The sequence below is a fragment of the Arthrobacter liuii genome, from assembly GCF_014639275.1.
GTDB classification, from domain to species: domain Bacteria; phylum Actinomycetota; class Actinomycetes; order Actinomycetales; family Micrococcaceae; genus Arthrobacter; species Arthrobacter liuii.
Map to the genome: position 1 here is coordinate 202,927 of NZ_BMFW01000002.1, position 26,796 is coordinate 229,722.

26 protein-coding genes are annotated in these 26,796 nt (G+C 67.2%); 13 read left to right on the plus strand and 13 right to left on the minus strand.

What is annotated here, in order from left to right:
- Nucleotides 1-95 precede the first annotated feature (95 nt).
- Nucleotides 96-641 carry a YceI family protein gene (locus IEW19_RS02920; RefSeq protein ID WP_188570185.1) on the plus strand — a complete coding sequence of 182 codons (546 nt, stop codon included), beginning with the start codon at nt 96-98 and terminating at the stop codon, nt 639-641.
- Nucleotides 642-669: 28 nt separating this feature from the next.
- Here IEW19_RS02920 and IEW19_RS02925 read toward each other — a convergent pair whose 3' ends face one another.
- The 3 genes from IEW19_RS02925 to IEW19_RS02935 all read right to left on the minus strand — a co-directional run bounded on the left by IEW19_RS02925 (nt 670) and on the right by IEW19_RS02935 (nt 2,645).
- A complete protein-coding gene (locus tag IEW19_RS02925) occupies nt 670-1,416 on the minus strand; it encodes an ABC transporter permease (RefSeq protein ID WP_188570186.1) in 747 nt (248 codons plus the stop codon).
- Nucleotides 1,417-1,496: 80 nt separating this feature from the next.
- Entirely contained in the window at nt 1,497-1,847 is a 351-nt protein-coding gene (locus IEW19_RS02930; RefSeq protein ID WP_188570187.1) for an ArsR/SmtB family transcription factor, read from the minus strand.
- 57 nt (nt 1,848-1,904) lie between these two features.
- Nucleotides 1,905-2,645 carry an aquaporin gene (locus tag IEW19_RS02935; protein ID WP_188570188.1) on the minus strand — a complete coding sequence of 247 codons (741 nt, stop codon included), beginning with the start codon at nt 2,643-2,645 and terminating at the stop codon, nt 1,905-1,907.
- A gap of 46 nt (nt 2,646-2,691) precedes the next feature.
- Between IEW19_RS02935 and IEW19_RS02940 the strand changes: the two genes are divergently transcribed.
- The 8 genes from IEW19_RS02940 to IEW19_RS02975 all read left to right on the plus strand — a co-directional run bounded on the left by IEW19_RS02940 (nt 2,692) and on the right by IEW19_RS02975 (nt 12,388).
- A complete protein-coding gene (locus tag IEW19_RS02940; protein WP_188570189.1) occupies nt 2,692-3,363 on the plus strand; it encodes an arsenate reductase/protein-tyrosine-phosphatase family protein in 672 nt (223 codons plus the stop codon).
- 207 nt (nt 3,364-3,570) lie between these two features.
- Nucleotides 3,571-4,005: an arsenate reductase ArsC gene (locus IEW19_RS02945; protein ID WP_188570190.1), complete on the plus strand. Its 435-nt coding sequence runs from the start codon at nt 3,571-3,573 to the stop codon at nt 4,003-4,005.
- A 23-nt stretch (nt 4,006-4,028) separates the two neighbouring features.
- Nucleotides 4,029-5,006 carry a thioredoxin-disulfide reductase gene (trxB, locus tag IEW19_RS02950; RefSeq protein WP_188570191.1) on the plus strand — a complete coding sequence of 326 codons (978 nt, stop codon included), beginning with the start codon at nt 4,029-4,031 and terminating at the stop codon, nt 5,004-5,006.
- Between the two features lie 21 nt (nt 5,007-5,027).
- Nucleotides 5,028-6,434 carry an FAD-dependent oxidoreductase gene (locus tag IEW19_RS02955; protein ID WP_188570192.1) on the plus strand — a complete coding sequence of 469 codons (1,407 nt, stop codon included), beginning with the start codon at nt 5,028-5,030 and terminating at the stop codon, nt 6,432-6,434.
- 22 nt (nt 6,435-6,456) lie between these two features.
- A complete protein-coding gene (locus IEW19_RS02960; RefSeq protein WP_188570193.1) occupies nt 6,457-6,891 on the plus strand; it encodes an arsenate-mycothiol transferase ArsC in 435 nt (144 codons plus the stop codon).
- Nucleotides 6,892-7,021: 130 nt separating this feature from the next.
- The gene (locus IEW19_RS02965) at nt 7,022-9,589 is read left to right on the plus strand and encodes a DUF4118 domain-containing protein (RefSeq protein ID WP_188570194.1); all 2,568 of its coding nucleotides are present in this window, start codon (nt 7,022-7,024) and stop codon (nt 9,587-9,589) included.
- Nucleotides 9,586-10,269 carry a response regulator gene (locus IEW19_RS02970; protein WP_188570195.1) on the plus strand — a complete coding sequence of 228 codons (684 nt, stop codon included), beginning with the start codon at nt 9,586-9,588 and terminating at the stop codon, nt 10,267-10,269. The genes IEW19_RS02965 and IEW19_RS02970 overlap by 4 nt, the downstream gene beginning before the upstream one ends.
- A 142-nt stretch (nt 10,270-10,411) precedes the next feature.
- Nucleotides 10,412-12,388, plus strand: coding sequence for an APC family permease (locus tag IEW19_RS02975; RefSeq protein ID WP_188570196.1), 1,977 nt, complete (start codon nt 10,412-10,414; stop codon nt 12,386-12,388).
- On the opposite strand, the gene IEW19_RS02980 is transcribed toward IEW19_RS02975, so the two are convergent.
- The gene (locus IEW19_RS02980; RefSeq protein WP_188570197.1) at nt 12,357-12,752 is read right to left on the minus strand and encodes a hypothetical protein; all 396 of its coding nucleotides are present in this window, start codon (nt 12,750-12,752) and stop codon (nt 12,357-12,359) included. The two genes, IEW19_RS02975 and IEW19_RS02980, sit on opposite strands and share 32 nt — an antisense overlap.
- A 239-nt stretch (nt 12,753-12,991) precedes the next feature.
- On the opposite strand from IEW19_RS02980, the gene IEW19_RS02985 reads away from it, so the two are divergent.
- The gene (locus IEW19_RS02985; RefSeq protein WP_188570198.1) at nt 12,992-13,510 is read left to right on the plus strand and encodes a GNAT family N-acetyltransferase; all 519 of its coding nucleotides are present in this window, start codon (nt 12,992-12,994) and stop codon (nt 13,508-13,510) included.
- Between the two features lie 87 nt (nt 13,511-13,597).
- Nucleotides 13,598-13,966: a hypothetical protein gene (locus IEW19_RS02990; protein ID WP_188570199.1), complete on the plus strand. Its 369-nt coding sequence runs from the start codon at nt 13,598-13,600 to the stop codon at nt 13,964-13,966.
- 28 nt (nt 13,967-13,994) lie between these two features.
- Here the strand turns inward: IEW19_RS02990 and map are convergent, their stop codons facing one another.
- A complete protein-coding gene (gene map, locus IEW19_RS02995) occupies nt 13,995-14,768 on the minus strand; it encodes a type I methionyl aminopeptidase (protein ID WP_188570200.1) in 774 nt (257 codons plus the stop codon).
- 209 nt (nt 14,769-14,977) lie between these two features.
- Nucleotides 14,978-15,409 (minus strand): hypothetical protein, encoded by a 432-nt coding sequence (locus tag IEW19_RS03000; protein WP_188570201.1) that lies wholly within the window; start codon nt 15,407-15,409, stop codon nt 14,978-14,980.
- Nucleotides 15,410-15,630: 221 nt separating this feature from the next.
- Here IEW19_RS03000 and IEW19_RS03005 point away from each other — a divergent pair, with 221 nt between their 5' ends.
- Complete coding sequence (locus IEW19_RS03005) at nt 15,631-18,531, plus strand: alkaline phosphatase family protein (RefSeq protein WP_229748286.1); 2,901 nt, start codon at nt 15,631-15,633, stop codon at nt 18,529-18,531.
- A 131-nt stretch (nt 18,532-18,662) separates the two neighbouring features.
- Here the strand turns inward: IEW19_RS03005 and IEW19_RS03010 are convergent, their stop codons facing one another.
- The 3 genes from IEW19_RS03010 to IEW19_RS03020 are packed head-to-tail and all read right to left on the minus strand — an operon-like array spanning nt 18,663 to nt 21,458.
- Nucleotides 18,663-19,493: an oxidoreductase gene (locus tag IEW19_RS03010; RefSeq protein ID WP_188570202.1), complete on the minus strand. Its 831-nt coding sequence runs from the start codon at nt 19,491-19,493 to the stop codon at nt 18,663-18,665.
- Nucleotides 19,494-19,536: 43 nt separating this feature from the next.
- Complete coding sequence (locus IEW19_RS03015) at nt 19,537-20,565, minus strand: aldo/keto reductase (RefSeq protein WP_188570203.1); 1,029 nt, start codon at nt 20,563-20,565, stop codon at nt 19,537-19,539.
- Between the two features lie 11 nt (nt 20,566-20,576).
- Nucleotides 20,577-21,458 carry an aldo/keto reductase gene (locus IEW19_RS03020; RefSeq protein ID WP_188570380.1) on the minus strand — a complete coding sequence of 294 codons (882 nt, stop codon included), beginning with the start codon at nt 21,456-21,458 and terminating at the stop codon, nt 20,577-20,579.
- A 92-nt stretch (nt 21,459-21,550) separates the two neighbouring features.
- Here IEW19_RS03020 and IEW19_RS03025 point away from each other — a divergent pair, with 92 nt between their 5' ends.
- Nucleotides 21,551-22,429, plus strand: coding sequence for a helix-turn-helix transcriptional regulator (locus IEW19_RS03025; protein WP_188570204.1), 879 nt, complete (start codon nt 21,551-21,553; stop codon nt 22,427-22,429).
- A 34-nt stretch (nt 22,430-22,463) separates the two neighbouring features.
- On the opposite strand, the gene IEW19_RS03030 is transcribed toward IEW19_RS03025, so the two are convergent.
- The 4 genes from IEW19_RS03030 to IEW19_RS03045 all read right to left on the minus strand — a co-directional run bounded on the left by IEW19_RS03030 (nt 22,464) and on the right by IEW19_RS03045 (nt 26,758).
- Complete coding sequence (locus IEW19_RS03030; protein WP_188570205.1) at nt 22,464-22,835, minus strand: DUF7793 family protein; 372 nt, start codon at nt 22,833-22,835, stop codon at nt 22,464-22,466.
- Between the two features lie 141 nt (nt 22,836-22,976).
- Nucleotides 22,977-24,557 (minus strand): S53 family peptidase, encoded by a 1,581-nt coding sequence (locus tag IEW19_RS03035; RefSeq protein ID WP_188570206.1) that lies wholly within the window; start codon nt 24,555-24,557, stop codon nt 22,977-22,979.
- Between the two features lie 31 nt (nt 24,558-24,588).
- A complete protein-coding gene (locus tag IEW19_RS03040; protein ID WP_188570207.1) occupies nt 24,589-25,722 on the minus strand; it encodes an alkaline phosphatase family protein in 1,134 nt (377 codons plus the stop codon).
- Nucleotides 25,723-25,942: 220 nt separating this feature from the next.
- Entirely contained in the window at nt 25,943-26,758 is an 816-nt protein-coding gene (locus IEW19_RS03045) for an alpha/beta fold hydrolase (RefSeq protein WP_188570208.1), read from the minus strand.
- Nucleotides 26,759-26,796: the final 38 nt, after the last annotated feature.

The following is a 26,796-nucleotide window of genomic DNA, read 5'->3' on the forward strand; positions in this document are numbered from 1 at the left end:
GGGAATATTTAGGAGGCGCGATAGCTTGCGCCGGTAGCGGGCAGCAGAGCCCGCCATCCTGCCAGAACCAGGCCCTACCAGCAAGGAGAATGACAATGACCCTTCCTCAGGAACTTACGTCCGGGACATGGACCCTGGACATGGCCCACAGCGAGATCGGCTTCAGCGTCCGCCACGCCGGGATCAGCAAGGTCCGGGGCCGCTTCACGGAGGCCCAGGCGGAGGCGCGCGTGGGGGAGTCCCTGGCGGACTCGTCCGTGCACGCCACGGTATCCACTGCCAGCTTCGACTCCGGCGACGCCAACCGGGACGGGCACGTGCGCGGTGCTGACTTCTTCGACGTGGAGCACTTTCCGGAGATGGCCTTCCGCGGCACCCAAATCGAAGGGGACGGCGAGGAATACACCCTGACCGGCGACCTGACCATCAAGGGCGTGACCCGGCCCGTGGAGCTTGAGGTGGAGTTCACCGGCGTGGCCGTGGATCCCTTCGGCGCCACCCGGGCGGGCTTCTCCGCCGAGACCGAGATCAGCCGCAAGGAGTTCGGACTGACCTGGAATGCTGCCCTGAAGGCCGGCGGCGTGCTGGTCAGCGACAAGGTGAAGATCAACCTCGAGGCGGCGCTGGTCAAGCAGGGCTGACCGGCGGTTTTCGCGGCGCCCGGGGTTCTCAGGGCGCCGCGGGACGCACCTTCACGCTGCCCAGCGACCGGATCAGCGCCACGGCGGTGATGGCCCCGGCCGCCATGATGGAGGCAAGCACCACCACCTGGAACCGGCCCGCCTCCAGGGGTGACGCGCCGCCGAAGATGGCGCCCACGAACGCGCCCGGCAGGGTGACCAGGCCGGTGGTCTTGGTCTGGTCGGTGGAGGGGATCAAGGCCGAGTGCACCGCCTGCCGGGCCTGGAGCAGCGTTGCCTGGCGCGGAGTGGCGCCCAAGGCCAGCCAGCCCTCCACCTGGTCCCACTGTTCCACCACCGCTTCAAAAAACCGGCGGCCGGCCAGGGTGGCGATGGTCATGGAATTGCCGATCACGATCCCGCCCACCGCCAGCACGTACCGCGGGGCGAACTCGATGGCACCGGTGCCAAAAATGATGGCCACCGTCACCAGGATGCCGACGGCCATGGTGGCGGCCACCAGGGCAAAGCGACGCCAGGACCATGTGAGCCTCCGCGTTGCCGTCACGGATGCCACACTGAACATGACCAGCAGGGCCACCGCCACCCATCCCGGGTTGGAGATGACGCCGCCCAGCACCAGGCTGATGAGCGCCAGCTGTGCCGCGCCGCGCAGGACCGCAAGGGCAGGGGAGAGGTACGACGGCGTCCGCGAGCCCCAGAGGATGCCCACCGTGATTGCCGCCAGGATGGCGATGGCCACGAGGGTGGGCACGAGGGCGGCAAGGTCGGGCATGCTGCCAGCTTACTGAGCCCCCCGTCCTCCCGCCGCGACGCCCGCTCACCTTTGGCGGGTGATTCCCTGACGTTAGCGGGTCAAAGGTCGGCCAGGACGCCGGCTACGTTGTCCAGAGCTCCGGGAATTAACGAGAAGTAGGCCCAGGTGCCGCGCTTTTCCCGGTGCAGCAGTCCGGCTTCGAGCAGGATTTTCAGGTGGTGGGACACTGTGGGCTGGCTCAGGTCCAGCGGTTCGGTGAGGTCACAGACGCAGGTGGCGCCGGGGGATGCCGCTTTGAGGATGGAGAGCAGGCGAAGCCGGTTGGGGTCGGCCAAGGCCTTGAAGACGACGGCCTGCTGCCTTGCTTCATCGGCGCCCAGGACGGGGGCTCCTGCCGGCACGCAGCACGATTCGTCGGTGACGGGCTCGAGGACGGGCAGCAGCTTCATGTACCCATTATGCGCCTATATTGACATTCATCAATGTAGGGCTGCCCGCTGCGGGCGCTACGAGGCAACCCTTCCGGCTTCATGCGGGAGTACGACGTCGTCGGCGGTGCGGCCCGCGGACGGGAACAAGAGAAGGAGCAGCCCCACGCCCACCGCTGCACCGACGAGTTGCGCCAGTATGAAGGCTGGTACGGAACCCGGTGCGATGCCGGCGAAGGTGTCGCTGAAAATGCGGCCAATGGTCACGGCGGGGTTCGCAAACGACGTCGAGGACGTGAACCAGTAGGCGGCGCCGATATAGGCACCAACGGCGGGTGCGGCCAGGACGCCCCGCTGGGTGGCGGCCAGGGTGAAGATCAGCAGGACCAGCCCGGCGGTCGCAACCACCTCGCCGAGCAGATGGCCACTGCTGGCGCGGTCCTTGGTGGAGATGGAGGTGCCCACCTCGAACATGGCGTTCGCGTAGACGCTGCCGCTGATCGCGCCAAGCGTCTGCGAGACGGCGTAGGTGCCGAGCCCGGCCAGGGTCAGGCCGGTGCCGCTGCGCCGGCCCAGCACCCAGTCCACAAGGGAGACCGCCGGGTTGAAGTGGGCGCCGCTGATCGGTCCGAACACGAGGATCAGTACCGTCAAGCCCAGCACGGTGGCGGTGCTGTTCTGCAGCAGCTGCAGGCCCACGTCGTTCGGGGAGAGCTGCTGCGCGGCAATCCCGGAGCCGACGACGATCATGACGAGCAGGCTGGTCCCGAGGAACTCAGCGACGGCACGGCGCCACAAGGGTGGCTGGTTCGAAATCATGAATCCAAGCTTGACCCACAAAGTTACCTCAGTCAAAATTGAGTCAATGAAAACTGATCCAGCTGCCGTCTTCCAGGCAAGGGTGGCGAAGCACGCAGCCCTTGCCGACCCCGCGCGGCTGCGCATTGTTGATCTGCTCACCCTCGGCGATTTCTCCCCCACGGAACTGCAGGGGGAGTTGGGCATGGCCTCCAACCTGCTGGCACACCACTTGCGGACCCTGGAGGGCGCGGGGCTGGCAACGCGCCGACGCTCCGAAGCTGACCGGAGGCGCAGCTATATCCGCCTCGCCGCAGGCGCCCTCGACGGCCTCGCCCCCGGTGCCGGGCTTCCGGCCGTGCGCGTCCTGTTCGTCTGCACCCGCAACAGCGCCCGGTCCCAGCTGGCCACCGCCCTCTGGCGGCAGGTCAGTGGGATCCCCGCGGCGTCGGCGGGCACGCACCCGGCCGAGCGCATCGCCCAGGGGGCGGTCGACGTCGCCCGCCGGCATGGCCTGGACCTCTCGGGCCGCCCGCGGAAGCTCGACCAGGTGGCCGGGGAAGGGGACTTTATCGTCACCGTCTGCGACAACGCCCACGAGGAACTAAGTGGCCTCCGCGGCATCCACTGGTCCGTCCCGGACCCCCTGCGCGGAAATACCGAGAAAGCCTTTGAGGATGCCTTCAGCGACATCACCCACCGCGTCAACGACCTCGCACCCAGGCTGACCGCCGCCTGAGCCGCGGGCGTCCCGGTTCCGGGAAGGCGGATCGGAAAGCCTGATCGCACGGCGGCCATTCCGAAATATTGACAATCATCTATTTATCGTCCGATACTCCATATATCGATCAACATCAATATCCTGTGAGCGATGCATGAGGTGCCGGGCGATGATCCCAGCAGAGACTGTTCCACCCATCACCCAAACTGATCCCAGGAGATACCAGTGAGCACCGAAACCGCCAAGAAGCCCTCCGTCCTGTTCGTCTGCGTCCACAACGCCGGCCGCTCGCAGATGGCCGCCGCGTTCCTCACCACCCTGTCCAACGGCGCTGTGGAGGTCCGCTCCGCCGGATCCCAGCCCGCCGACAAGGTCAACCCCGCCGCCGTCGAGGCCATGGCCGAACTTGGCATCGACATGTCCGCGGAGATTCCCAAGGTCCTCACCACGGAGGCTGTGAAGGAATCGGACGTGGTGATCACCATGGGCTGCGGCGACACCTGCCCCATCTTCCCCGGCAAGCGCTACGAGGACTGGGAGTTGGAGGACCCGGCCGGCCAGGGCGTCGACGCCGTCCGCCCCATCCGCGATGAGATCAAGGCCCGCATCGAACAGCTGATCACCGAACTCCTGCCCGCGCAGCACGCGGACGCCCAGTAGCACCGCCAGCAAAGGACACATTCATGAGTAAAGAACAGTTGATCATTATCGGGTCCGGCCCCGCCGGGTACACGGCCGCCATCTACGCCGCCCGCGCCGGCCTGGCGCCGCTGGTCCTGGCCGGCTCCATCACCGCCGGAGGTGCCCTCTTGAACACCACCGAGGTGGAAAACTTTCCCGGGTTCCCCGGCGGCATCCAGGGCCCGGAGCTGATGGACGGGTTGCAGCAGCAGGCGGAAAAGTTCGGCGCCAAGGTCCAGTTCGACGACGTCACCGACGTCCAGCTGCAGGGCCACCTCAAGCGCGTGGTCACCGGCGGCGGGGAGACCTACGAGGCCCCGGCGATCATCCTGGCCACCGGGTCCGCGTACAAGGAACTCGGGCTGCCCGAGGAGAAGAAGTTCAGCGGCCACGGCGTCTCCTGGTGCGCCACCTGCGACGGGTTCTTCTTCCGCGACCAGGACATCATCGTCGTGGGCGGCGGCGATTCCGCGATGGAGGAAGCAACTTTCCTGACCCGTTTCGGGAAGACCGTCACCTTGGTGGTGCGCAAGGACGAACTGCGCGCCTCCCGCATCATGGCCCAGCGCGCCAAGGACAACCCCAAGATCCGCTTCGCCTGGAACTCCGCCGTCACCGCCATTCACGGCGATTCCAAGGTCACCGGCGTCACTCTGACGGACACCGTCACCGGTGAGACCCGGCACCAGGACGCCACCGGCATTTTCGTGGCCATCGGCCACCTGCCGCGCACCGAACTCGTGGCCGGGCAGGTGGACCTGGACGGGGAGGGCTACATCAAGGTGGATGCGCCCACCACGGTAACCAACCTCGCCGGGGTCTTCGCCTGCGGTGACGCCGTGGACCACCGCTACCGCCAGGCCATAACCGCCGCCGGCACGGGCTGCGCCGCGGCCCTGGACGCCGAGCGCTACCTCGCTGCCCTGGAGGATGCCGACAGCATCGCCACCGCCCTGGTCGAAGAACCAACCCACGCCTAAGACCCTACGAAAGAAGACAGCATGGATTCGAGCAAGAGCCTTCCCGTTGCCGTGATCGGCGCCGGCCCCGTGGGGCTGGCCGCGGCGGCACACCTGCTGGAACGCGGCATGGAGCCGGTCATCTTCGAAGCAGGCCCTACGGCGGCCGCCGCCATCGGGCAATGGCGCCACATCCGGCTGTTCTCACCGTGGCGGTTCAACATGGACGCCGCCGCCCTCCGCCTGCTCGAGGCGTCCGGCTGGGAATCGCCCCGGCCCACAGCGCTCCCGTACGGCGGCGAACTCATCGACCGCTACCTGGCGCCGCTGGCCGCGCTTCCCCAGATCGCCTCGCGGCTGCAGACCGGCTCCCGGGTGGTGGCCGTGACCCGGCAGGGCCTGGACAAAACCCACGTGAAGGACCGCGACACCACGTCCTTCACGGTCCGTGTCGAACACGCGGACGGCGAAACCCGCGACCACACCGTCGCGGCGGTCATCGACGCCTCGGGCACTTGGTCCAGCCGCAACCCGCTGGGTACCTCCGGCCTGCCCGCCATTGGTGAGGACGCCGCAGCGGACCGGATCTCCACGGCGCTTCCCGACGTCCTTGGCCGGGACCGCGCGTCCTTCGCCGGCCGCCGTGTCCTGGTGGTCGGCGCCGGGCATTCGGCCGCCAACACCCTGATCAACCTGGCGGACCTGGCCAAGGAAGAGCCGGACACCGTCATCATGTGGGCCGTCCGGGGCGCGTCCGCGGCGAAGGTGTACGGCGGCGGCGACTTGGACGGGCTGCCCGCGCGTGGCCAGCTGGGCGGCCGGCTCCGGCGGCTCGTGGAGGCCGGCAAAATCGAGCTGCACACCGGCTTCGGAATCTCCTCGATCAAGGCCCTGGATTCCGGCGTGGCCGTTGGCGCGGTTGACGGCCGCACCCTGGACACCGACGTCGTCGTGCCGTGCACCGGCTTCCGCCCCGACCTGGACATCCTGCGCGAGCTCCGGCTCAACCTGGACCCGGCTGTCGAAGCACCTTTGGAGCTCGGCCCCCTGATCGACCCCGAATTCCACTCCTGCGGCACTGTCCCCCCGCATGGGGCGAAGCTCCTGGCCCACCCGGACAAGGACTTCTACATCGTGGGCATGAAATCGTACGGCCGCGCACCCACCTTCCTGCTGGCCACCGGTTACGAACAGGTCCGCTCCGTGGTCGCCGCCCTCGCCGGTGACCACGAAGCAGCCGACACCGTGCACCTCGAACTTCCGGAGACCGGCGTCTGTTCGTCCGATGCCGGCACCAGCTGCGATGTCCCCGCGCCGGCTGGAATGACGACGGCGGCGGGTGCCGTCCCGCCGTCGTCCTCCACCGCAGGCGGCTGCTGCGGCACGCCGGAACCCGTGCTGGTCGGCTACCCCACGGGCCTGGCACGCGGCCGCGCCGGCATCAACTGACCCAAAAGGAGACGACGCACTCATGACCCAGGAAACGCCCGGCACGCAGAAGGCACCGGCCGTGCTCTTTGTCTGCAGCAAGAACGGCGGGAAGTCCCAGCTCGCCGCCGGCCTGATGAACCAGCTGGCCCAGGGTGGCGTGGCCGTCTACTCGGCAGGCACCAAACCCGGAAACTCGCTGAACCCGCAGGCGGTAGAGTCCCTGGCCGAACTCGGCATCGACATCAACGGTGAACACCCCAAGCCCGTCACGGACGAGGTCCTGGACACTGTTGACGCCGTCATCATCCTGGGTACCGAAGCAAAGCTTGAGGCCCCGGCCGGGAAAAGGTTCGAGATCTGGGAAACGGACGAACCCTCCGAGCGCGGCATCGAAGGGATGGAGCGCATGCGCCTGGTCCGGGATGACATCAATGCGCGGGTCCGGAAACTGCACGCGGAGCTGACCGGGAAGTAGCCGCGGCCCTCCACCACGGCGGCCATCATCGCCGCAGCCCGCCGTCCGACGCCGCACGCCGGACGCATAGGCCGCTCTGTGGGGGCGCTGGGAGTTGGCCACGGTGGCCCCTGGGGATAAGACTGTCCGTATGGCACGGGGAACACTTCGGATCTTCCTGGGGGCGGCGGAAGGGGCCGGCACCACATTCTCCATGCTGCGGGAAGCACACCGCCTCGCAGACTGCGGTAGGGACGTGGCCGTCGGCATCGCAGCGGACCACGGCAGGCAGGAAACCAGGCAGCTCCTGGACGGGCTCGACGCCGTTGCGGCGCGCCTTCTGCAGGACGGCAAGGGCGCGGAGGTACCCGAGCTGGACCTGGCGGCGGTGCTGGACCGGAGGCCGGACGTGGCCGTCGTCGACGAATATGCCCACGCCAACACCCCGGGGAGCAGGAATGAACTCCGGCGGCAGGACATTGAGGAGCTGCTGGCAGCAGGCATTGATGTGCTCTCCACCCTCAGGATCCAGCACCTGGCGTCGCTGACGGACGTTATTGCGGCGGTCACTGACCAGCCCGGCAGGGAGACCGTCCCGGACGACGTCGTCCGGAAGGCCGACCACGTTGAACTGGTGGACATCTCCCCGGAACTGCTGCGGCAAAGGGTTGCCGACGGCAAGATCTACCCGAAGGACATGATCGACTCAGCGCTGGCCAACGAATTCCGGCTGGGCAACCTCTTCGCCCTGCGCGAGACAGCCCTGATCTGGCTCGCGGACCAGGTGGACGAAAGCCTTGCGGCATACCGGGCAAGCCACGGCATCACCACCACCTGGCCGGTTCGCGAGCGCGTGGTGGTGGGACTTGCCGGTGGCGCCGAGGGTGAGGTGCTCATCCGGCGGGCGTCGCGGATTTTGTCCAGGGCCAGCGGCGGGGAGCTTGTGGCCGTGCACGTGCGAAGCGCGGAGGAACGGCCGGCGACGTCGGAGAAGCTGCTGGACGCACAGCGGCAGCTCGTTGCGGACCTGGGCGGGACCTCTCACACGGTCTCCGGGGATGACGCAGCGCAGTCCCTCCTGGAATTCGCCCGCAGTGTCAATGCAACGCAAATCGTCATCGGTGCCTCCCCGGGGCACTTTTGGAGCCGCCTCCTGGGCGCCGGCACCGGAAACCGGGTGGTGCGGGACTCGGGAGACATTGACGTGCACATGGTCTCCCACCCGGGAGCCGGCCGTGGCCTGGCAAGGCCTGCCCCGGCAGCCCTGGGCCGCGCGCGCACCACAACGGGCTTTATCCTGGCCGCAGTCCTCCCGGCGGCGATAACTGCCTTGCTCTCCGTCTCCCCGGACCTGAACCTTGCCACCCAAACCCTGGTCCACCTCACGGGCGTGATGGCAGTGGCGTTCATCGGCGGACTGTGGCCGGCCGTGCTGGCAGCGGTCCTGGATTCGCTGCTGCTCAACTATTTCGAGACGGCCCCCGTGGGCACGTTCAACATCAGTGACCCCCAGAACGTTTTTGCACTGCTCGTTTTCCTGAGTGCCGCGGTGGCTGTGTCCCTTGTGGTGGGCCTTTCGGCGCGGCGGGCCCGGGAGGCGATCCGTGCCCGTGCCGAAGCGGCCACACTGGCGGACCTCGCACGCGATGCCCTCCTGGAGGACGACACCGTCGCGGCGTTCCTGGGCAAGGTCCGGGAAACCTTCCAGGTCCGGGCGGCGGCGCTGTACACCCGGGCAGCAGAAAGCGCTGGGTGGGAACTCCAGGTCCTGGCAGGCGACACCGCGCCGCCGCCGGATGCCGCAGGGGCGGCGGACAGCGTGGAACTTCCCGACCCACGGACCGCACTGGTGCTTTCCGGCCGGACCCTGGCGGCCGGCGAGCGGCTCCTGCTTGCCGCCCACGGGGCACACCTCCAACTGCTGCGGCAACGCCATGCCCTCCAGCGCCGGCTGCAAAACACCGCCAAACTGGCCGAGGGCAACAGCGTGCGTACCTCCATCCTGCGGGCCGTCAGCCACGACCTCCGCACGCCGCTGGCCGGGATCAAACTGGCGGTAACTGCCCTTCAGCGCCAGAACCGGAAACTGCCGGAGGACGTCCAGGCCGAGATGCTTTCCACCATTGAGTCCTATGCCGAGAGACTTGGTGTCCTCATTTCCAACCTCCTGGACATGTCCCGGATTTCCAGCGGATCGGCAGCGCCGCTCACGGCGCCGGTCGCGTGGCGCGACGCGATCGAAGACGCGCTGCGGGGCATCCCCGCGGACCGCATCCGGATCGATCTCACCCCCAACATGCCCGCCGTTGACGCGGACCTGGGGATGCTGGAGCGGGTGATCGCCAACATCGTGGAAAATGCACTCAAGTATGCTCCGGGTTCGGACGTGGTGATCGTCGGCGTCCCCTGGGTGCCGGATGCAGCGGACGACGGCGGCACGCCCTTTGGCGAGTTGCGCATCGTCGACCACGGGCAGGGTGTGCCCCCTGCCGCCGTCGTGGCCATGTTCCAGCCGTTCCAGCGGCTCGATGACGCCCCCGAGGGCCTCGGCATCGGACTTGGCCTGGCCGTCGCAAAAGGCTTCACCGAGGCCATGGGCGGCCGGCTCCTGGCTGAACCAACCCCCGGCGGAGGACTGACCATGGTCATTCGCCTGCCGTTATCCACGGGACCGCGAATGTCCCCGCGCCACACGGAAGCAGGGTCCGCCACCTCATGAGAACCGTCCTGGTGGTTGATGATGAGCCGCAGCTCCTCCGGGCCCTGCAGGTCAATTTGGAGGCGGAGGGATACCGGGTACTCACTGCCCTGGATGGAACGTCTGCCCTGAAGCACGCGGAGGACGGCCATGCCGACGTTGTGGTGCTGGACCTCGGGCTGCCGGATATCAACGGCGTAGACGTGATCACCAGGATCCGCCGCACCAGCAGCATCCCCATCATCGTGCTTTCTGCCCGGCACGGGTCGGTGGACAAGGTCCGTGCCCTGGATGCCGGCGCGGACGATTATGTGACCAAGCCGTTCGGACTGGATGAACTCCTGGCCCGGCTGCGCGTCGCCGGCCGCCGGAGCGGCCTGCCGGAGGCGGCGGACCAAGGGGCCGCTGTTGACGTGGGCGATTTCGAGGTGGACCTGGCAAACCGGAAGGTGACCCGATCGGGGGAGGCCGTCCGGCTCACCCCGCGCGAGTGGGCCATCCTGGAACTGCTGGTGCGCAACCCCGGCCGGCTCATAACGCAGCAGCAGATGCTGGCGAAGGTGTGGGGTCCCGGCTACGACAACGAGACCCACTACCTGCGCGTCTACATGGGCCAGCTGCGCCGCAAGCTCGAAGCAGACCCGGCCCGGCCCCGGCACTTGCTCACGGAAGCAGGCATGGGTTACCGCTTCGAGCCGTAACGCGCCGCGGAAAGGCCGCTGCCGCCGTCGTGAATGGACCGTAAAGGAATCATTAAGAAATCCCTTTTTCGCAGGCCAGCCGTTTTCGCCGGTGTTAGCTTCGCAGTGGTCGCGGTGCAACGGGCAGCGCGGAAAGGCAGACATGACCACGTTGAGCAGGCCCCCGGCGGATCCCTCCGCGCCCCACGTGCGCGGCAGGAAGGCGCTCCGGGAATGGCTGCTGTTCGGGCTGCAGGACAGCAAGGGCGCCCACCAGGGCCCCGGCGGTGTGCCGACGCAGCACGAAAAGAAGCACTCGTGGTGGCAGGTCATGTGCCTGACCGGTGTGGACTACTTCTCCACCCTGGGCTACCAGCCGGCCATCGCCGCGCTCGCCGCAGGGGTCATCTCGCCGCTGGCCACCCTGGTGCTGGTGTTGGTGACCCTGCTGGGTGCGCTGCCGGTGTACCGCAGGGTTGCCGGTGAAAGCCCCCGCGGTGAAGGCTCCATCGCCATGCTGGAGCGGCTGCTGCCCCGCTGGGGCGGCAAGCTCCTGGTGCTGGTCCTGCTGGGGTTCGCGGCCACTGACTTCATGATCACCATGACCCTTTCGGCAGCAGATGCCACCGCCCACCTGCTGGGCAATCCCGTGGCTCCCGGCTGGCTCCAGAACCAGAACGTTCCCGTCACGCTCTTCCTGCTTGCCTTGCTGGCAGCCGTGTTCCTGCGGGGCTTCAAGGAAGCCATCGGCGTCGCCGTCGTCCTGGTGGTCCTCTACCTGGGCCTGAACGCGATAGTGGTGGTTGCCACCCTCGCGCAGGTGCTCACGCACCCCACGGCCATGGGGGACTGGTGGACCCACCTGTGGGTGTCGCACGGAAACCCGGTGATGGCCGTGGCCATCGCGCTGCTGGTATTCCCCAAGCTGGCCCTGGGCCTGTCAGGGTTCGAAACCGGCGTTGCCGTGATGCCCCAGGTCAAGGGTGCCGCGGACGATACGGAGGAGAACCCCAAGGGCCGCATCCAGGGGGCCCGCCGCATGCTCACCACCGCCGCGGTGATCATGAGCGTCTTCCTCCTGACCACCAGCTTCATCACCGTGGTCCTGATCCCGGAACAGGAATTCCAGCCCGGCGGGCAGGCGAACGGCCGTGCCCTGGCCTACCTGGCGCACGAATACCTCGGCGTGGGCTTCGGCAGCGTCTATGACATCAGCACCATCGGCATCCTCTGGTTCGCCGGCGCGTCGGCCATGGCCGGCCTGCTGAACCTGGTGCCCCGGTACCTGCCGCGCTACGGCATGGCCCCCGCCTGGGCCAAGGCCGTCCGGCCCCTGGTGCTGGTCTTCACCCTCATCGGGTTCCTGATCACCTTCATCTTCAACGCCGACGTCGATGCCCAGGGCGGCGCGTACGCCACCGGCGTCCTGGTGCTGATGACCTCCGCCGCCGTGGCTGTCACGCTGTCGGCGCGCCGGCGCGGGCAGCGGAACCTGACCGTGGGCTTCGGTGCAATCTCCGTGGTGTTCGCGTACACCACGGTGGCCAACGTCTTTGAACGGCCCGAGGGCATTAGGATCGCCGCCATCTTCATCCTCGGCATCATCGTCATCTCCCTGCTGTCCAGGGTGCGGCGCTCCTTTGAGCTTCATGCGACCCGGGTGCATCTGGACCAGCAGGCCCTGGAGTTCATGTCCAGCACCGTCGACGGGCCCATCGCCATCATCGCGCACGAGCCGCTCCGCATGTCCGCGGAGGCCTACCGGGACAAACTCGAGTCAGCGATTGAGGTCAGCCACCTCCCGCTGGCGGGCGACGTCCTGTTCCTCGAGGTCACCGTTGACGACTCCTCGGACTTCGAGACTGAACTGTACGTCCGTGGAGTGGACCGCCACGGGTACCACATCCTTGAGGTCCACGGCCCGGTGGTGCCGAACACCATTGCCTCCGTGCTGCTTCACATCAGGGACGTCACCGGGCTCATGCCGCACATCTACTTCCGCTGGACCGAGGGCAACCCCATCACCAACCTCATACGGTTCCTGTTCCTGGGTGAGGGCGAAATCGCGCCGGTGACCAGGGAGGTGCTGCGCGAGGCCGTCCCGGACGTTACCCAGCGCCCATGGGTTCACGTCGGCTGATATGCGCCACCCCGGCGGCGACCCGGGCGGCGTCCGCCAGGCTCGACGGGACCTTAGTGCGGAACGCGGCCTCGGCGTCGTCCTCCCACACGCCGGCGGCCAGCACCACAACGTGCACCATGTCGCCGTAGGAATCGTTGCAGGCGAGGATGTCGCCGGGAACCTTGTTCCCGTGCGCACCGGGTGAGGGCCAGGGCTGGAAAATGACCCACCAACCCTCACCGTCCTGGTCGGGGAACAGGTACCCGGCGGCAGGATGGAGCGCGCGGCCGTTCAGTGCACGGCCGCCGTAGCCTTCCACGGCCCCGGCTGCCGCGGCAAACTTGACCCTGCCACGGTCTTCAGAGTCCTCATCCCAACGCATCTGCGCCCGCCGCCTCCCCACATGCTGCCTACGCCTCCATCAAAGGTCAACGCAGGCAGAAGCGGGGCGGCCCGGCCGTTTTCTTGACGGATTTTTTACACGCCGTCCCGCCCCCGCGACGCCCGCTCACGTTTGGCAGGTTTTCGGAGGACGCCCGCTCACCTTTGGCAGGTTTTCGGAGGACGCCCGCTCACTCCACACGCCGCCGGGACCGGAGCCGACGCACCATAATGGGATCCATGCGCAGTTCCGTGACCATCCGCCCACTGTGCCCAGGGGACTGGGACGCCGTCCACGCGATTTACGCCGCCGGCATCGCCACAGGGGAGGCCACCTTCGAGAGCGAGCCGCCCACGTGGGAAGCGTTCGACGGCGGCCGGTTGCCTGGGCACCGGCTCATCGCCGAGGATGCGGGCCGGGTTGTGGGATGGGCCGCGGTCTCGCCTGTTTCGTCGCGGGAGGTCTACCGGGGCGTCGTGGAACACTCCATCTACGTTGGGCCGGAGACGCACGGCCGGGGTGTGGGCCGGCTGCTTCTGGGGGCACTGATCGATTCCACCGAAGCCGCGGGGATCTGGACCATCCAGTCCAGCATCTTCCCGGACAACACGGCAAGCCTCGCCCTGCACCAAAAGCTTGGCTTCCGGGTGGTGGGGACCAGGGAACGGATCGCCCGGATCAGCCACGGTCCCAAGGCCGGGCACTGGCAGGACACGCTGCTGCTGGAACGCCGGAGCGCCGTCGCCGGGACTGGATAGCCGCACCCCAGCAAGGCAGGGTCAATGCCTGGAACCGGCGCCTACACTGGACGCATGATTACCGGTGTCGCACACCTGGGGCGTTAGATGAGCCTTCAAGCCATGTTCTTCGGCGCCCTGTTGTCCGCCGTGGTTGCCCTGGTTCTTCTGGTGCTGGTGCGCCGGGAACGGCGGCCCGGCGTGGTGGCCACGGCCGCAGCGTCGGCGCTCATCATGCCCATGGCCTGGAACTCGATCCTGAACTGGACCGGGGCGATTGGCTTGTTCTCCCATGACCTGCCGTTCCCGCTGTTTCCGATCAGCTGGCAGGACACGGGGTCAGGGGTGTTCACCCTCGCCGGCGCCGGCATCGCCCTCATGGCAGGCCCTTGCAGGCGTGATCCGGCGGGCAATGTGGGAGCAACAACGGCCATCGCCGCGCTGGCCGCGCTGGTTGTGGACGTCTACCTGTACTGAACCTGCTCCGTGTACCGGCCCTGCGCCCTCACCGCGAGGGCACGGTCAGGATCTCGGCGCCGTGGTCCGTGATGGCGATGGTGTGCTCGGTGTGGGCCGTCCTGCAGCCGGTTGCGCTCCGAAGCGTCCACCCGTCGTCGTCCGTCACCAGCTCCGCCGTGTCCGCCATGATCCACGGCTCCAGGGCCAGGAGCAGCCCCGGCCGCAGCTTGTAACCGCGGCCGGGGCGGCCGGTGTTGGGCACGTGCGGGTCCTGGTGCATGGTGGAGCCGATGCCGTGGCCGCCGAACTGGGTGTTCACCGGGTAGCCCGCATCGCCGAGCACGCGGCCGATTGCGTAGGAGATGTCACCGATCTTGCCCCCCGGCCGGGCGGCCGCTATCCCGGCCGCCAGTGCCCGCTCGGTCACCTCGATCATCGCCACGCTCTCCGCCGGCTGCGAATCGCCCACAACGAAGCTGACGGCTGCGTCGGCCGCCATCCCGTTCTTGACGACGGCGAGGTCCAGCGTCAGCAGGTCGCCGTCGGCCAGCTGGTAGTTGTGGGGCAGCCCGTGCAGCACGGCATCGTTGACGCCCGTGCAGATGTAGTGCCCGAACGGCCCGCGGCCAAACGAGGGCGCGTAGTCCACGTAGCAGGACTCGGCCCCGGCATCGGTGATCATCTCCTTGGTCCACTGGTCGATGTCCAGGAGGTTGGTGCCCACGGCGGCACGGCTTTTCATCGCCTGCAGGATGTCCGCCACCAGGGCGCCGGTCTCCCGGGCGCGGGCCACTTCGGCGGGGTTCAGGATCTCGATCATGGGGCGCCCTTCGTCTCCGGCCGGTAAATCCAATGGCCATCCTATTTGCCCCTCCTCGGAGCGCGGCAAGGGAAGAATCAAATCGGCGGGAATTGTGCGGGTTCCCCTACCTGGCCCTTGCTGGTGCGGTCACGCAGCAGGGCGCCGAATGGCCGCCGGCTATTCGGTGACGCCAGTAGTAGTGCCCAGCTCCCTCCGCTGGACCGGCCTCATGAAACGGAGGGGTCGCCCCAGTTGATGCCGATGGAACGGCCCCGGGCCAAATGCGCATTGGCGATCTCATTGACTTCGCGGACGCTCTTCCCCGGATTGGCCAACCGGATCCACTCATAGTCCCACTCCTGCATGTCCCGTTCCCGGCCGGTCCGCTTTTGGGCGCGCATGTGGGCTGTCAGCTCATCACCGGCCATAACCGGTCGGGGCGGGGCCACGGCGGGATGCGGCTTGGGCGGGGGCACCCTGGCCGGACGTGCCGGGGCCTTCGCGGAGCGGACGAGCGCCACCGAAATTGCCACCACGCCCAGGCTGATCAGAATGACCCACCAGAATTTTATGATGAGGGCTATGAAGATCAGGATGAGGAAGGGGGCACACCCGATAGAGCCGCCCTTGCTACGTGAGCGACGTCGTTTTGCTGCCATGGTTGGTCCCTCTTGTGAAGCGATGAAGCGTTAGCAAATATGCTCGCACCAGGTACGCGCCCTGTCATGGGTACTTACTACCCGATTTTGGAGCCATACGGCGGCCGCGCTGTCTGTATCCGGGGTGCGGCGACGCAAGGTTGCCTGCGATAACCAAATCGTTGCCTCAAATAACCAAAATTGTCACGTGCATTTAAGCTCGGTTACCTAAGTTTTTGGATGTGAAAACACCCCCAAAAATTGTCCGTAGTTCAGCCCCCGAACACGAAGAAAACCCCTCCCGGATGGGAAACGTGGCCGCCTTCGTGCGTCGCCAGAAGCCGCTGGCAATCGTTGCCGCGAGCTGCACCCTCGCCATCCTGGGTGGCGCCGGGATCGCGGCCGCCTCAACCATCCCGTTCGGCCAGCAGCAGGTCGGCTCCCAGACCGACGAGGGCGAGCAGGTCTCCTCGAACCAGATGATCAAGCCCATCGGCGACCGCCTGATGACCCCGTTCGGCAAAATCATGGGCTCGACCGTCAGCCCGGACGGCCGCTACCTCGTTGGCACCAGCGCTGACCGCTCGGTGGACCTGCAGGTCTTCGACCTCAGCACGTACAAGCCTGTCGCTGCGGCCGGCACCCAAGCCGCTACCGCTTTTGCCACAGCGGCAGGCAATGCCGGCTACGCGAACATGGCGTACCAGCACATCACCGACGGCTCGGTGGGCCAGGACGGCCCCGTCTTTTCACCCGACGGCAAGTTCCTGTACGAGCCGGTCGCCACCGGCATCGTCCGCTACCCCTTCAATGCCGACGGCTCGCTGGGCACGGGCACGAAGATCAACATCCCGACCGCGGGCGACAAGCAGGCACTGACCGCCGGCATGGCATTTTCTCCCGACGGCTCGACGCTGTACGCGGCCGTGAACGGCCAGAACGCTGTCGTCGCGATCGACCCGGTCGCCGGAACCATCAAACAGACCTTCAGTACCGGTATCGCCCCGCGCCAGCTGAAGTTCGTCGGCACCCGGCTGTACGTCTCCAACGAAGGAGGCCGGCAGGCACTCCCGGGCGAGCCGACCATGAACTCCTACGGCACCGACGTCCCGGCCGATACAAACCTCGGCACCTCCACGACCGGCACGCTCAGCATCATCGACACCGCCAACGCCGCCGCGCCGGTTTCCTCCCTCGACGTCCAGCTGCACCCGACCGCAATGTTCCTGGACGGGGCCACCCTGTACGTGGCGAACACCAACAGCGACACAGTCTCGGTGGTGGACACGGCCAGCAACAAGGTCCTCCAAACCATCGCCACCCAGCCGTGGGCCTCATCCCAGGTGGGCTACGAACCCACCGCCATCACCATGCAGGGCGACCACCTGCTGATCTCGCTCGGCCGCGCCAACGCGGTCGCCGTCTACAAGGTCAACAAGCAGGACCCGAAAGACCCCGCCAGCTACATCGGCCTGCTGCCCACGGACTACTACCCCGGCAACGTCACCGCGGTGAACGGACAGATCGTGGTTACCAATATCCGCGGCATCGATGCGCGCGGCCCGGAGGTGACCATCAACGAGGGCCCGAACACCACGGCTGCGACCGGCCACGGCACGCACTCCACCACGGCCTCGCTCACCAAATTCACCCTGCCCAGCGATGAAGAGATCCAGAAGAACACCGAAACGGTCTTCGAGCAGAACGGCTGGGACGGCAGCTCGGTCAAGGAAGCGACGGCAGCCCAAGCGGGCAACGTTCCGGCCGCGGCAGTCCCCAAGCGGATCGGCGAACCGTCCACCATCAAGCACGTGTTCCTGATCGTGAAGGAAAACCGCACGTACGACCAGGTGTACGGCGACATGAAGCAGGGCAGCGGTGACGCCTCCCTGGCCCAGTTCGGTGCGAAGGTCACCCCGAACCAGCACGCCCTGGCCAGCCAGTTTGGCCTGTATGACAACACTTACGACATCGGCACCAACTCCGCCGAGGGCCACAACTGGATGATGCAGGGCGATGACCCGGCCTACACCGAAACCAGCGCCGGTGAATACAAGCGCTCCTACGACACCGAAGACGACGTCCTGGGCCACCAGCGTTCCGGCTTCCTCTGGACCGCGATCAAGGCTGCAGGCAAGACCGCCAGGAATTACGGCGAGTTCGACTCCGTGGAGGGCAAGCCGGCGGGTGCGACCTGGCAGCAGTACTACTGCGCCGCCACGAGCACCATGGCCGGCGGCAACCCGGCCCAGCTCTTCACCCCGGCCCTGCAGATGCACGCCAGCTCCGCCATCCCGTCACTCAACGACATCACGGACCCGAACGCGGCCCCGTTCGACACCGCCGTACCGGACATCTACCGCTATGAGACCTGGAAACAGGACTTTGAGAAGAACGGCCCGAAGAATTTCCAGATGACGTGGCTCTCCAGTGACCACACCGGCGGCACCGCTGACCCCGAGGCCCAGGTTGCCGACAACGACCTCGCCGTGGGCAAGATCGTCGATGAGATCTCGCACTCCGAGTACTGGAAGGACTCCGCGATCTTCATCGCCGAGGACGACAGCCAAAACGGCACCGACCACGTCGACGGCCACCGCGCCCCCGTCCAGGTCATCAGCCCCTACGCGGCGCACGGTAAGACCGTCAGCACCTTCTACTCACAGATCAACATGGTCCGCACCATCGAGCAGATCCTGGGCGCCGAACCGCTGAACCAGAAGGTCGCCGCGGCCACCCCGATGTTCGATGCCTTCACCAACAAGGCCGACCTGGCACCGTACGCCGCGGTCCCGAACCAGGTACCGCTCACCGAGGGCGTCAAGACCGCCCCCGCCTGCGGCCCGGACACCCTGGGCCAGACCGGAGCGGCCGCCGCGGCAGTCAACGACGCCGCAGCCAAAGCCACCGCTGTTCCTGCCCCGATGAAGGAAACCGCCGAAAAGTGGGATGACTGGTCCGAGAAACAGCACCTGACAGGCAACGGCGCGAAGGAAGACTACGCAAACCCCAACCTGTTCAACCGCTGGACCTGGTACCAGGCCCACAAGTGGGAGAGCCCCTACCCCGGTGACGAGAAGATCTACGGCCCTGACGAGGTTCCCGGCATCCCGGCCGGTTCAACGAACCACGAGGACGACTGATAACTCCTTGACGGGGAAGTCCAGCGCCAGTCGCTGACATCCCACAAGAGCGGGCTGGGCGGAAAGCGCCCAGCCCGCTCTTTTAATGGCATCCGAAGGCCGGGTCAGGACCGGTCGTGCGCGCGCAGGGCTCAGTCCGTGATGTCCGTGCCGGTGCTCAGCTCCTGCCACTGGTCCAGTTCCGCGCGCTGGGCATCGGCCACCATGCCGAAGGCGCCGAACGCGTCCGTGCCCAGCACCAGGAGGCCCGGCGGGTTGGGGGATTCGACGACGGCGATGATCGCCCGGGCGGCCTTGTCCGGGTCCCCGGGCTGGTTGCCGTGCGCAGTGTCGTGTTCCTTGCGGCGCTTGCCGGCGGTGTCCGCGTAGTCCCCGATGGCGGTTGCGGACTGGGTCAGGGAGCGGCCCGCGAAGTCCGTGCGGAAGCCACCCGGCTCGATCGCCGTGACGTTGATGCCGAGCGGCTTCAGCTCGTTGCGGAGCGATCCGGACATGCCTTCCAGCGCCGCCTTGGTGGCGGCGTAGTAGCCCGAACCCGCAGGCGTGATCCGCGCGCCGATGGAGGAAATGTTCAGGATGGACCCGGCCTTGTTGGCGCGCATCCCCGGCAAAACTGCCTTGACCATGTCCACCGCCCCGAAAAAGTTCGTGTCGAACAAACGCCGGATGTCGGCGTCGTCCGCTTCCTCCACGGCCGCCCGGTAGCCGTAGCCGGCATTGTTGACCAGCACGTCGATGCTCCCGAACTTCTCCTCGGCCTGCTTCACGGCCGCGCTGATCTGGGCCTTATCGGTGACGTCGAGGGCAAGGGGGAGCGCGGTGTCGGGGAAGCCGGCCGTGATGTCCTGCACCGCGTCAACGTTGCGGGCGGTGACCGCGGCGTTGTGCCCGGACGCGAGGACGGCTTCCGCGAGTGCCCGGCCGAGTCCGGTGGAGCAGCCTGTGATGAGCCATGTTGCCATGGGTTTTCCTTTCGTTGGTTCTTGCGTTGGGTGGGGCGGGCACTTAAGGCTGGTGCCGCCGTCGTGCCTGTGCGGTGAGTTCGTGGGCGCCGTAGCTGTTGTCCTCGGGATTGACGGTGACGCCGGGGGCCACCAGCTGGTCGATCCGGTCCAGCACCTCGGGGGCGAGCCTGGTGTCGGCGGCCGGCAGGTAGGACTCGAGCTGTTCCATGGTGCGTGGGCCCACGATGGCGGAGGTGACGCCGGGGTGGTGGATCACGAACGCGATGGCCAGCTCGATGAGCGTGACGCCGGCCCATTCGGCCACCTGGGCCAGTTCCTCCACGATGTCCAGCTTGCGCTGGTTGGCCGGCTGGGTCATGTCGAACCGGGCGCTGGGGCGGGCGCTTGAGGTGGGCCGGGACGCGGAGTCCTTCCGCCACCGGCCGGAGAGCCAGCCGCCGGCCAGCGGGCTGTACGTGAGGGTGCCCATGCCATGCCGCTGGACCGTAGGGAGGACGTCCTCCTCGATGCCGCGGACCAGGATGGAGTAGGGCGGCTGCTCGGTGACGAACCGCTCCAGGTTGCGCTCGCGGGACGCCCACTGCGCCTCCACGATCTGCGAGCCCGAGTAGGACGAGGACCCGATGTAGCGGACCTTGCCCTGGCGGACCAGGTCGGTGAGCGCGCCCAGGGTCTCCTCCACGTCGGTGTCCGGGCTGGGCCGGTGCACCTGGTAGAGGTCGATGTAGTCGGTGTTCAGCCGCCGGAGCGAGTTCTCCACCTCCCGCATGATCCAGCGGCGGGAGCCGCCGCGCTGGTTGGGGTCCTTTTCATCCATCGGCATGAAGAACTTCGTGGCCAGGAAGACATCGTCGCGGCGGCCCTCCAGCGCTTCCCCAACGATCTCCTCCGATGCCCCGCCCGAGTAGACGTCCGCGGTGTCGATGAAGTTGATGCCGGCGTCCAGGGCCCGGTGGATGATGCGGGTGGCGTCGGCACGGTCGTCGTTGCCCCACGGGCCGAACATCATTGCGCCGAGGCAGAAGGGGCTGACCTGCACTCCGGTGCGGCCAAGCGGGCGGTATTCCATTGCTTTTCTCCTTAGGCTTCCGGGATGACCATGGCGAACCGCTCCGGGCGGGCCACATCCGGGTCCGGGCCGCTGCGGACGCCGGTGTCCAGCGCGTCGATGGCCGCAAGCTCCTCCGCGGACAGCTCGAAGCCGAACACGTCGAAGTTCTCCGCGATGCGGGCCGGGTTGGTGGACTTGGGGATGGCTGAGCGGCCCTGCTGCAGGTGCCAGCGCAGCATCACCTGGGCGGGGGTCTTGCCGTGGGCCTGCGCGACGGCGGCAATCGCCGGGTCCCGCATGACGTTCTTCCGGTTCTCGCCCCAGCCCGGGTAGAAGGTGATGCCGCCGATCGGCGACCATGCCTGGGTAAGGATGCCGTGTTCCGCGTCCGCGGCCTGGACGTTCCGCTGCGCGAAGTAGGGGTGCAGCTCGATCTGGTTGACGGCGGGAACCACCTCGGTTTCCGCCAGCAGCTGCTGCAGGTGGTGCGGCATGAAGTTGCTGACGCCGATGGCCCGCACGCGCCCGTCCTTGAGCAGGGTTTCCAGCGCCCTGTACGCGGCGATGGTCTTCTCGAACCGGTCGGGGGCGGGCTGGTGCAGGATGAGCAGGTCCAGCTGGTCCACGCCGAGCTTGCCGACTGCCTTGTCCCAGGCATGCAGCGCCTCGTCGTAGCCGTAGTCGCTGACCCAGACTTTCGTCTCCAAGAAGACGTCGGACCTGGCCAGTCCGGACCGGCGGATCCCTTCGCCCACCTCCCGCTCATTGCCGTACGCGGCGGCGGTGTCGATGTGCCGGTAGCCCACCTCGAGCGCTGTCTGGACGGCCGCCGTCGTCTCTTCCGGGGGACTTTGGAAGACGCCCAGGCCGAGGGCGGGCATTGTGATTCCATTGTTGAGCTTGAGTTCCATAACCATGCCTTCACGCTATTTGGGTCCGCGGGTTTGTGGGAGGGCTTGCCAGTCCCTCCTTCACTTTTTCGGGCGGGCGTACCGTTGGAGCCATGACCAACAGCGATGACGTGCGGAAATTCCTGGCTTCCCGCCGCGCGCGGCTCACCCCGGAGGACGCCGGGCTGCCCGCGTACGGCGGCAACCGGCGGGTGGCGGGGCTGCGCCGCGAGGAGGTGGCCATGCTCGCCGGGATGAGCATCGACTACTACATCCGGCTGGAGCGCGGGAACCTTTCAGGTGCGTCGGACAGCGTCCTCGAGGCGTTGGCGCGCGCGTTGCAGCTGGACGACGCCGAGACGGCCCACCTTTTCGACCTGGCCCGCGCGGCCTCCGCGGCTCCGCGGGCGCGCCGCAAGCGGAGCCCGCGGGCGGTCCGGCCCAGCGTGCAGCGTGTCATCGATGCGATTACCGCGGCGCCGGCCTGGGTCCGGAACGACCGCGGCGATGTGCTGGCGTCCAACGAGCTGGGCCGGGCGCTGTATCTGGAGATGATGGCCGACGGCGGCACCCCGCCCAACAGTGCCCGGTTTACCTTCCTGAGCCCGAAGTCGCGGGAGTTCTTTGCCGACTGGGAGCGGGCGGCGGACGACATCGTGGCTGTCCTGCGGTCAACGGCAGGGAAGAACCCGTACGACAAGGATCTGTCCGATTTGATCGGCGAGCTGTCAACGCGCAGCGAGGAGTTCCGCGCCCGGTGGGCGCGGCACGATGTGAAGTACCACCGCACCGGCCGCAAACGCCTCCACCATTCCGTGGTGGGGGACCTGGACCTCACTTACGAGGCGCTCGAGCTCCCCGCGGATCCGGGCCTGCGCATCAACATTTACACCGCCGAACCCGGCTCGCCGTCCGGGGACGCCCTCAAGGTCCTGGCCAGCTGGGCGGCCACGCAGCAGGCCGCCGGGGTGCCGGTCCAGGAGAAGAACTGAGCCTATTCCCGCGACACGGCACGGCACGGCCAGATCAGTGTTCCGCCCTCAGCCACGCCATCGCCTCGTCCATCGAGGTGAAGAATCGTGTGGGGTGCACCGGCTTGTGCCGCCCCGTGTAGAAGTCGGCCAGGGTCTGGTCCACGGGGGATGCGCCCACTACTGCCGCACGTGCCAGCGGCCAGGTTCCGGCAAAAGCTTTCAGGGCTCCTTGATCGATCCACGCCACGCCCGTGATCTCGGCAAGCAGCGGAAGGGTCCGGCCGGCGCTGAGGACCTGGGCGCGCTTCATCAATGCCCTGGCGTCGCGTTCCGTCACCACATCCCCGGGCGCCCACTTCAGGTGCAGCAATTCCCCCTCGAGCTCGATGGTTCCGGTGACGTCGTCATCGCCTTGGTCTGTCATGCCTTCTACTGTGCTGCTGATCGCGCGGACACGCCAAAAAGGGGAAGCGGAAAGCACGACGGCGGCCCGCACCAAAAGGATAGGGCCGCCGGGCATACACGGGAGGACTCAGCCGTGGAAGTCTCTGACTCGGCGCAGGGTCTATATCCCGGATTTGATTGCTGTGAGCAGGGCTGTCCCGTCGGGGCTGCCGAGTCCGGTGCAGGGGTCCCAGCCGGCGGCCGCCTGATATGTGCCGTTGTTTCCGGCGGTGACGTCGTGGAACCCATTCCTCAGGCTGTAGAGCAGTGGCTGGATTTGTCCGAATCGTTTGCCCGTGTCTTGGGCGAGGAGGGCGATCAGTGCTGCCCAGAGTGGAGCGACGGCGCTTGTCCCGCCGATGACCATGTCTTTGCCGTCGACTCTGACCCTGTATCCGGTCTGTGGGTCGGCGACGCCGCTGACGTCCGGGACGCCGCGGCCGTGGCCTGCGGCTGTGGGTTTTGGAGCCGGCGGGTGGTGCCGGTTGTGGGAGGGGAGGTGCTTTTGCCAGGCCGGGGCGGGGAAGGCGTCGCTGTAGCCGCCGCCTGTGGCTGAGTGTGGCCCGTCGTTCCAGACGGTTTCTGATCTGATGGTTCCTGTGGCCGAGTCGGCATCGAGGCGGGTGCCGCCGCACGCCAGTACGTGTGGGCTTGCGGCTGGAAAGTCCGCGTGGTCTTTGCCGTCAGTGGCCCCGTCGGCGCTGCCGTTGTCTCCTGCCGCCGCGGTGACCGTCACGCCCAGCGCGGAGGCGTCTGCGAGGGCCTGGTCCATTGCGGTCCGCGCCTGCGCGGTCCATTCGTCCTCATTCTGGCCCCAGCTGATGCTGATCGACGCCGGTGCCGGGGTTGCGTGGGAGGCGTTGATAACCGCGTCAAGGAACCCGGCGTCGGTGTTCGGTGCGAAGTACACGAGGATCTCTGCCCTGGGCGCCAGCGCGCCGACCACTTCGATGTCGAGCAGCACTTCACCGTCTGCGCCGGTCGGATCCTGTCCGGGCTGGTTGGCGGCGCCGTCAACGCCCACTGCGGTGACCTTCGGGCCCGTGATCCCCAGAGCCGAGAAATAGGCGTCCAGGTCTGCCTGCCCGAAGCCGCCGCCGAGTTCGATGATGGCCACAACCTGGCCGCTGCCGTCGGTGCCTGCAGGGAAGTTGTATATCTTGGCAAGTTCCGGCGGTGTGTAGCTGGTGCCTGCTGCAGCGTTCGGGATCGCCCGGAATTGCGCCCGGGCCTGGGGCCGGTCGTCAAGGCCCAGGACGGCGGTGACGATCCCGTCCAGTTCCGCCGGGATCTGCAGGCCTCCGGTCCGGTGCCGATGGGTGATGTCGTGGCCGTGCGGCCCACTGCTGGTCACCTCCTCCAAGCTGGTGCCGAAGATTGTGCTCAGCTGTTTCACGGTTCCTCCCAGCCTGAGGCGGCGGGAGGCTGGGTCGGCATGGATGATGTCGGCTCCCAGCCGTGTGAACGTCTCGATGGCAAGGTTCACGTCGGCGGCGGAGGCCCCGTGCCGGGCCGTCAGCTCCTCCTTGGTCATCGGTTCGGCAGGCATCTCCGTCAACGGTTCCTGGCGGCGCAGGATCACCGTCACCTCAATCCTGCGCGAAGGATCAACGGGCCCGTGCGCGGCTTGGATGCGTGCCGCTGCCGGACGGTCGGAACCGGCAAGCGGAACGCGGTTCGGGGTGGTGTTTTCTTCAGACATGGAAATGCTCCATCCGTAAGACGGTCATCGTTCAGGGCTTCGTTGTAGTCAGGGGAACGTCATTGGGCGGCGGGAGCGTGCCGCCGCCGCGTAACATCACCGGGGTCACCGGAGTTGATGTCGCCACGGGCGGTGCCGGCAGCGGTTTGGAATTGCGGGGAGGCTGGGGAGGGCCAGGAAGGGTGATTTTCGCACCGTAGGCGGGGGGTGCGGGGTTGTGCAGTGCGGGGTCAACCAGGTCTGCGAGACCAGGATCGTTGTCAACGCGGTCCACACCCAGCTTCGGCAGTCCGAGCAGCTGCATCACCGTTTTCGGGATGCCGGCGTGATTGGACCAGCGGCTGTCGATGCCCGGCTTGACCGCCCCGCCGAACATGATCAGCGGGACGCGCGGACCATACGCGAGCTGTACCCCGTCCGGGGTGTGTTCGACGTTCGGGGTGGCAACGTGATCATCCCAGCCGCCCCAGTCATCCCAAGTGAGCAGGAACACCGTATCGTCCCAGCCGCCGGCTTTGACAACCGCGTCCACGGACTCCCAGATTTTGTTCATCCCGATGGTAACGTCGGCGGTCGGATGTTCGTCTTCGGGCGAGTTGTGCCACAGGTATGTCAGCGGCGGCAGTTTCCCGGCGGCAGCGTCAGCGACGAAATGCGCATTGGGAATGAGGTTCTTCGAGCCGTTGAGTTGCTTGTAGAAGCCGGCCGGGTAGTTATTGGTGCCGGTGTAGCAGGCCCAGCCGATTCCGGCGTCGGCCGCGAGCCCAGGGACGGAGGGCATGTCCCACAGGGGCGGTGGCTGGGTCCTGGACGGATTGCGCAGGGTCGGCGACTGACCCCCGACGATCAACAGATGGTTTGGTGTGGAATTGGTGCCGAAGCCACTGCAGTGGTTTTCCAGGAAGGCCCCCGTCAGTGCCAAGTACGCGTAGAACGGGACGACGGTCGCGGTGTCGAACTGGGTGCGGGTTGCCTTGTGCTGACCTGTGAGCCACCGGTAGTAGGCATGCCGGTCGTGGGGCTGATCGGATGCAGGCGGGTTGGCCTGAATCGGCCAGTCGGACGACACGTTGGCCCCATACGGGGCCAGGCCCCGGAAATAGTTGTCGGTTGTATGGTTTTCCTGAATCATCAGCACCACGCGCTTGATTCTGCTGCCAGCCATGACATCCCCGTTTCCTCGGCCCGAACACCGGACACCTGATCGATTACCACCGACCCTATGCCCAAAGCTGGCGTCTGCAGGGGGACCATGGCTGCCTTTAAGGAAGAATTAACCTTCACCCCCGCCTTCATGAGCGCGCACCGGCTGACTGTGCATGCCCTCGTTCAGGCTCTCAACGCATCCCCTTCCACAACCCGGGTCGCTGTCCCCACGGGCTGGCTCAGGCGGTGAAGAAGCCCCTGAGCTGGGTGGCGATGGCAGCGGCGGAGACCTGGTGGGTTTGGCCTTCGAGGACTCGGTGTTCGCTGCCGGCGACGGCTCCCGCGATCGCCTTTTGCCCCTGGGCCATGGGGGCGCCGGCTTTTCCTCCGACCATGACCAGGGTAGGCGCGGTGATGGTGCGGAGCCGCTCCAGCGGGGCCACGAAGTTGTTGGTCACCCGGGTTTCGTAGGGCAGGGTGTTGGCCGCCGCGATCTGCTTCTTCCACACGCCGGGCATGAGGCGCAGGAGGTAGGGGAGGAAGGCCGGCGCTCCCACCATTTTGACCAGGAAATAGGACACAGCGCTGCCGCGCTTGCCTTCCCGAAGGAGGGCTTCCAGGTGCTCGCGGTGGCTCCCCGGAGTCCCGTCCGAGCCCTGGACGCCGGTGTAGGGTGCCTCGTAGGTGGCAAGGCCCCGCATGGGGACTCCCGCTGCGGCAGCCTCAAGGGCCAGGGCGGCGCCGGAGGAGATCCCGTAAACGTACGGGCTGCCGCCCGCCTCAGTCAGCACTGCCTGGAGATCCTCGATCTCGCGTTCGGTGGCGTAGGGCATGGTCTCACCGCTGTCACCGCGCCCGCGGCGGTCGTAGAAGTACACCGTGAAGGCATCCTTCAGTTCATTCGCCAGAGCACGTGAGGGCCCGAAGTTCCGGCCGCAGAAGGCTCCATCCACCAGGACCAGGCTGGGTCCGGTCCCCATCCGCTCGACGCTGAGGGAGGTGCCGTCCGGCGCCACCACGTTGAAGACGGTGCCGGTTTCCTGGGTTTTTGTCATCGCATTGCTCCATTCAGTGGCGGGTCGCGTGGGCAGAT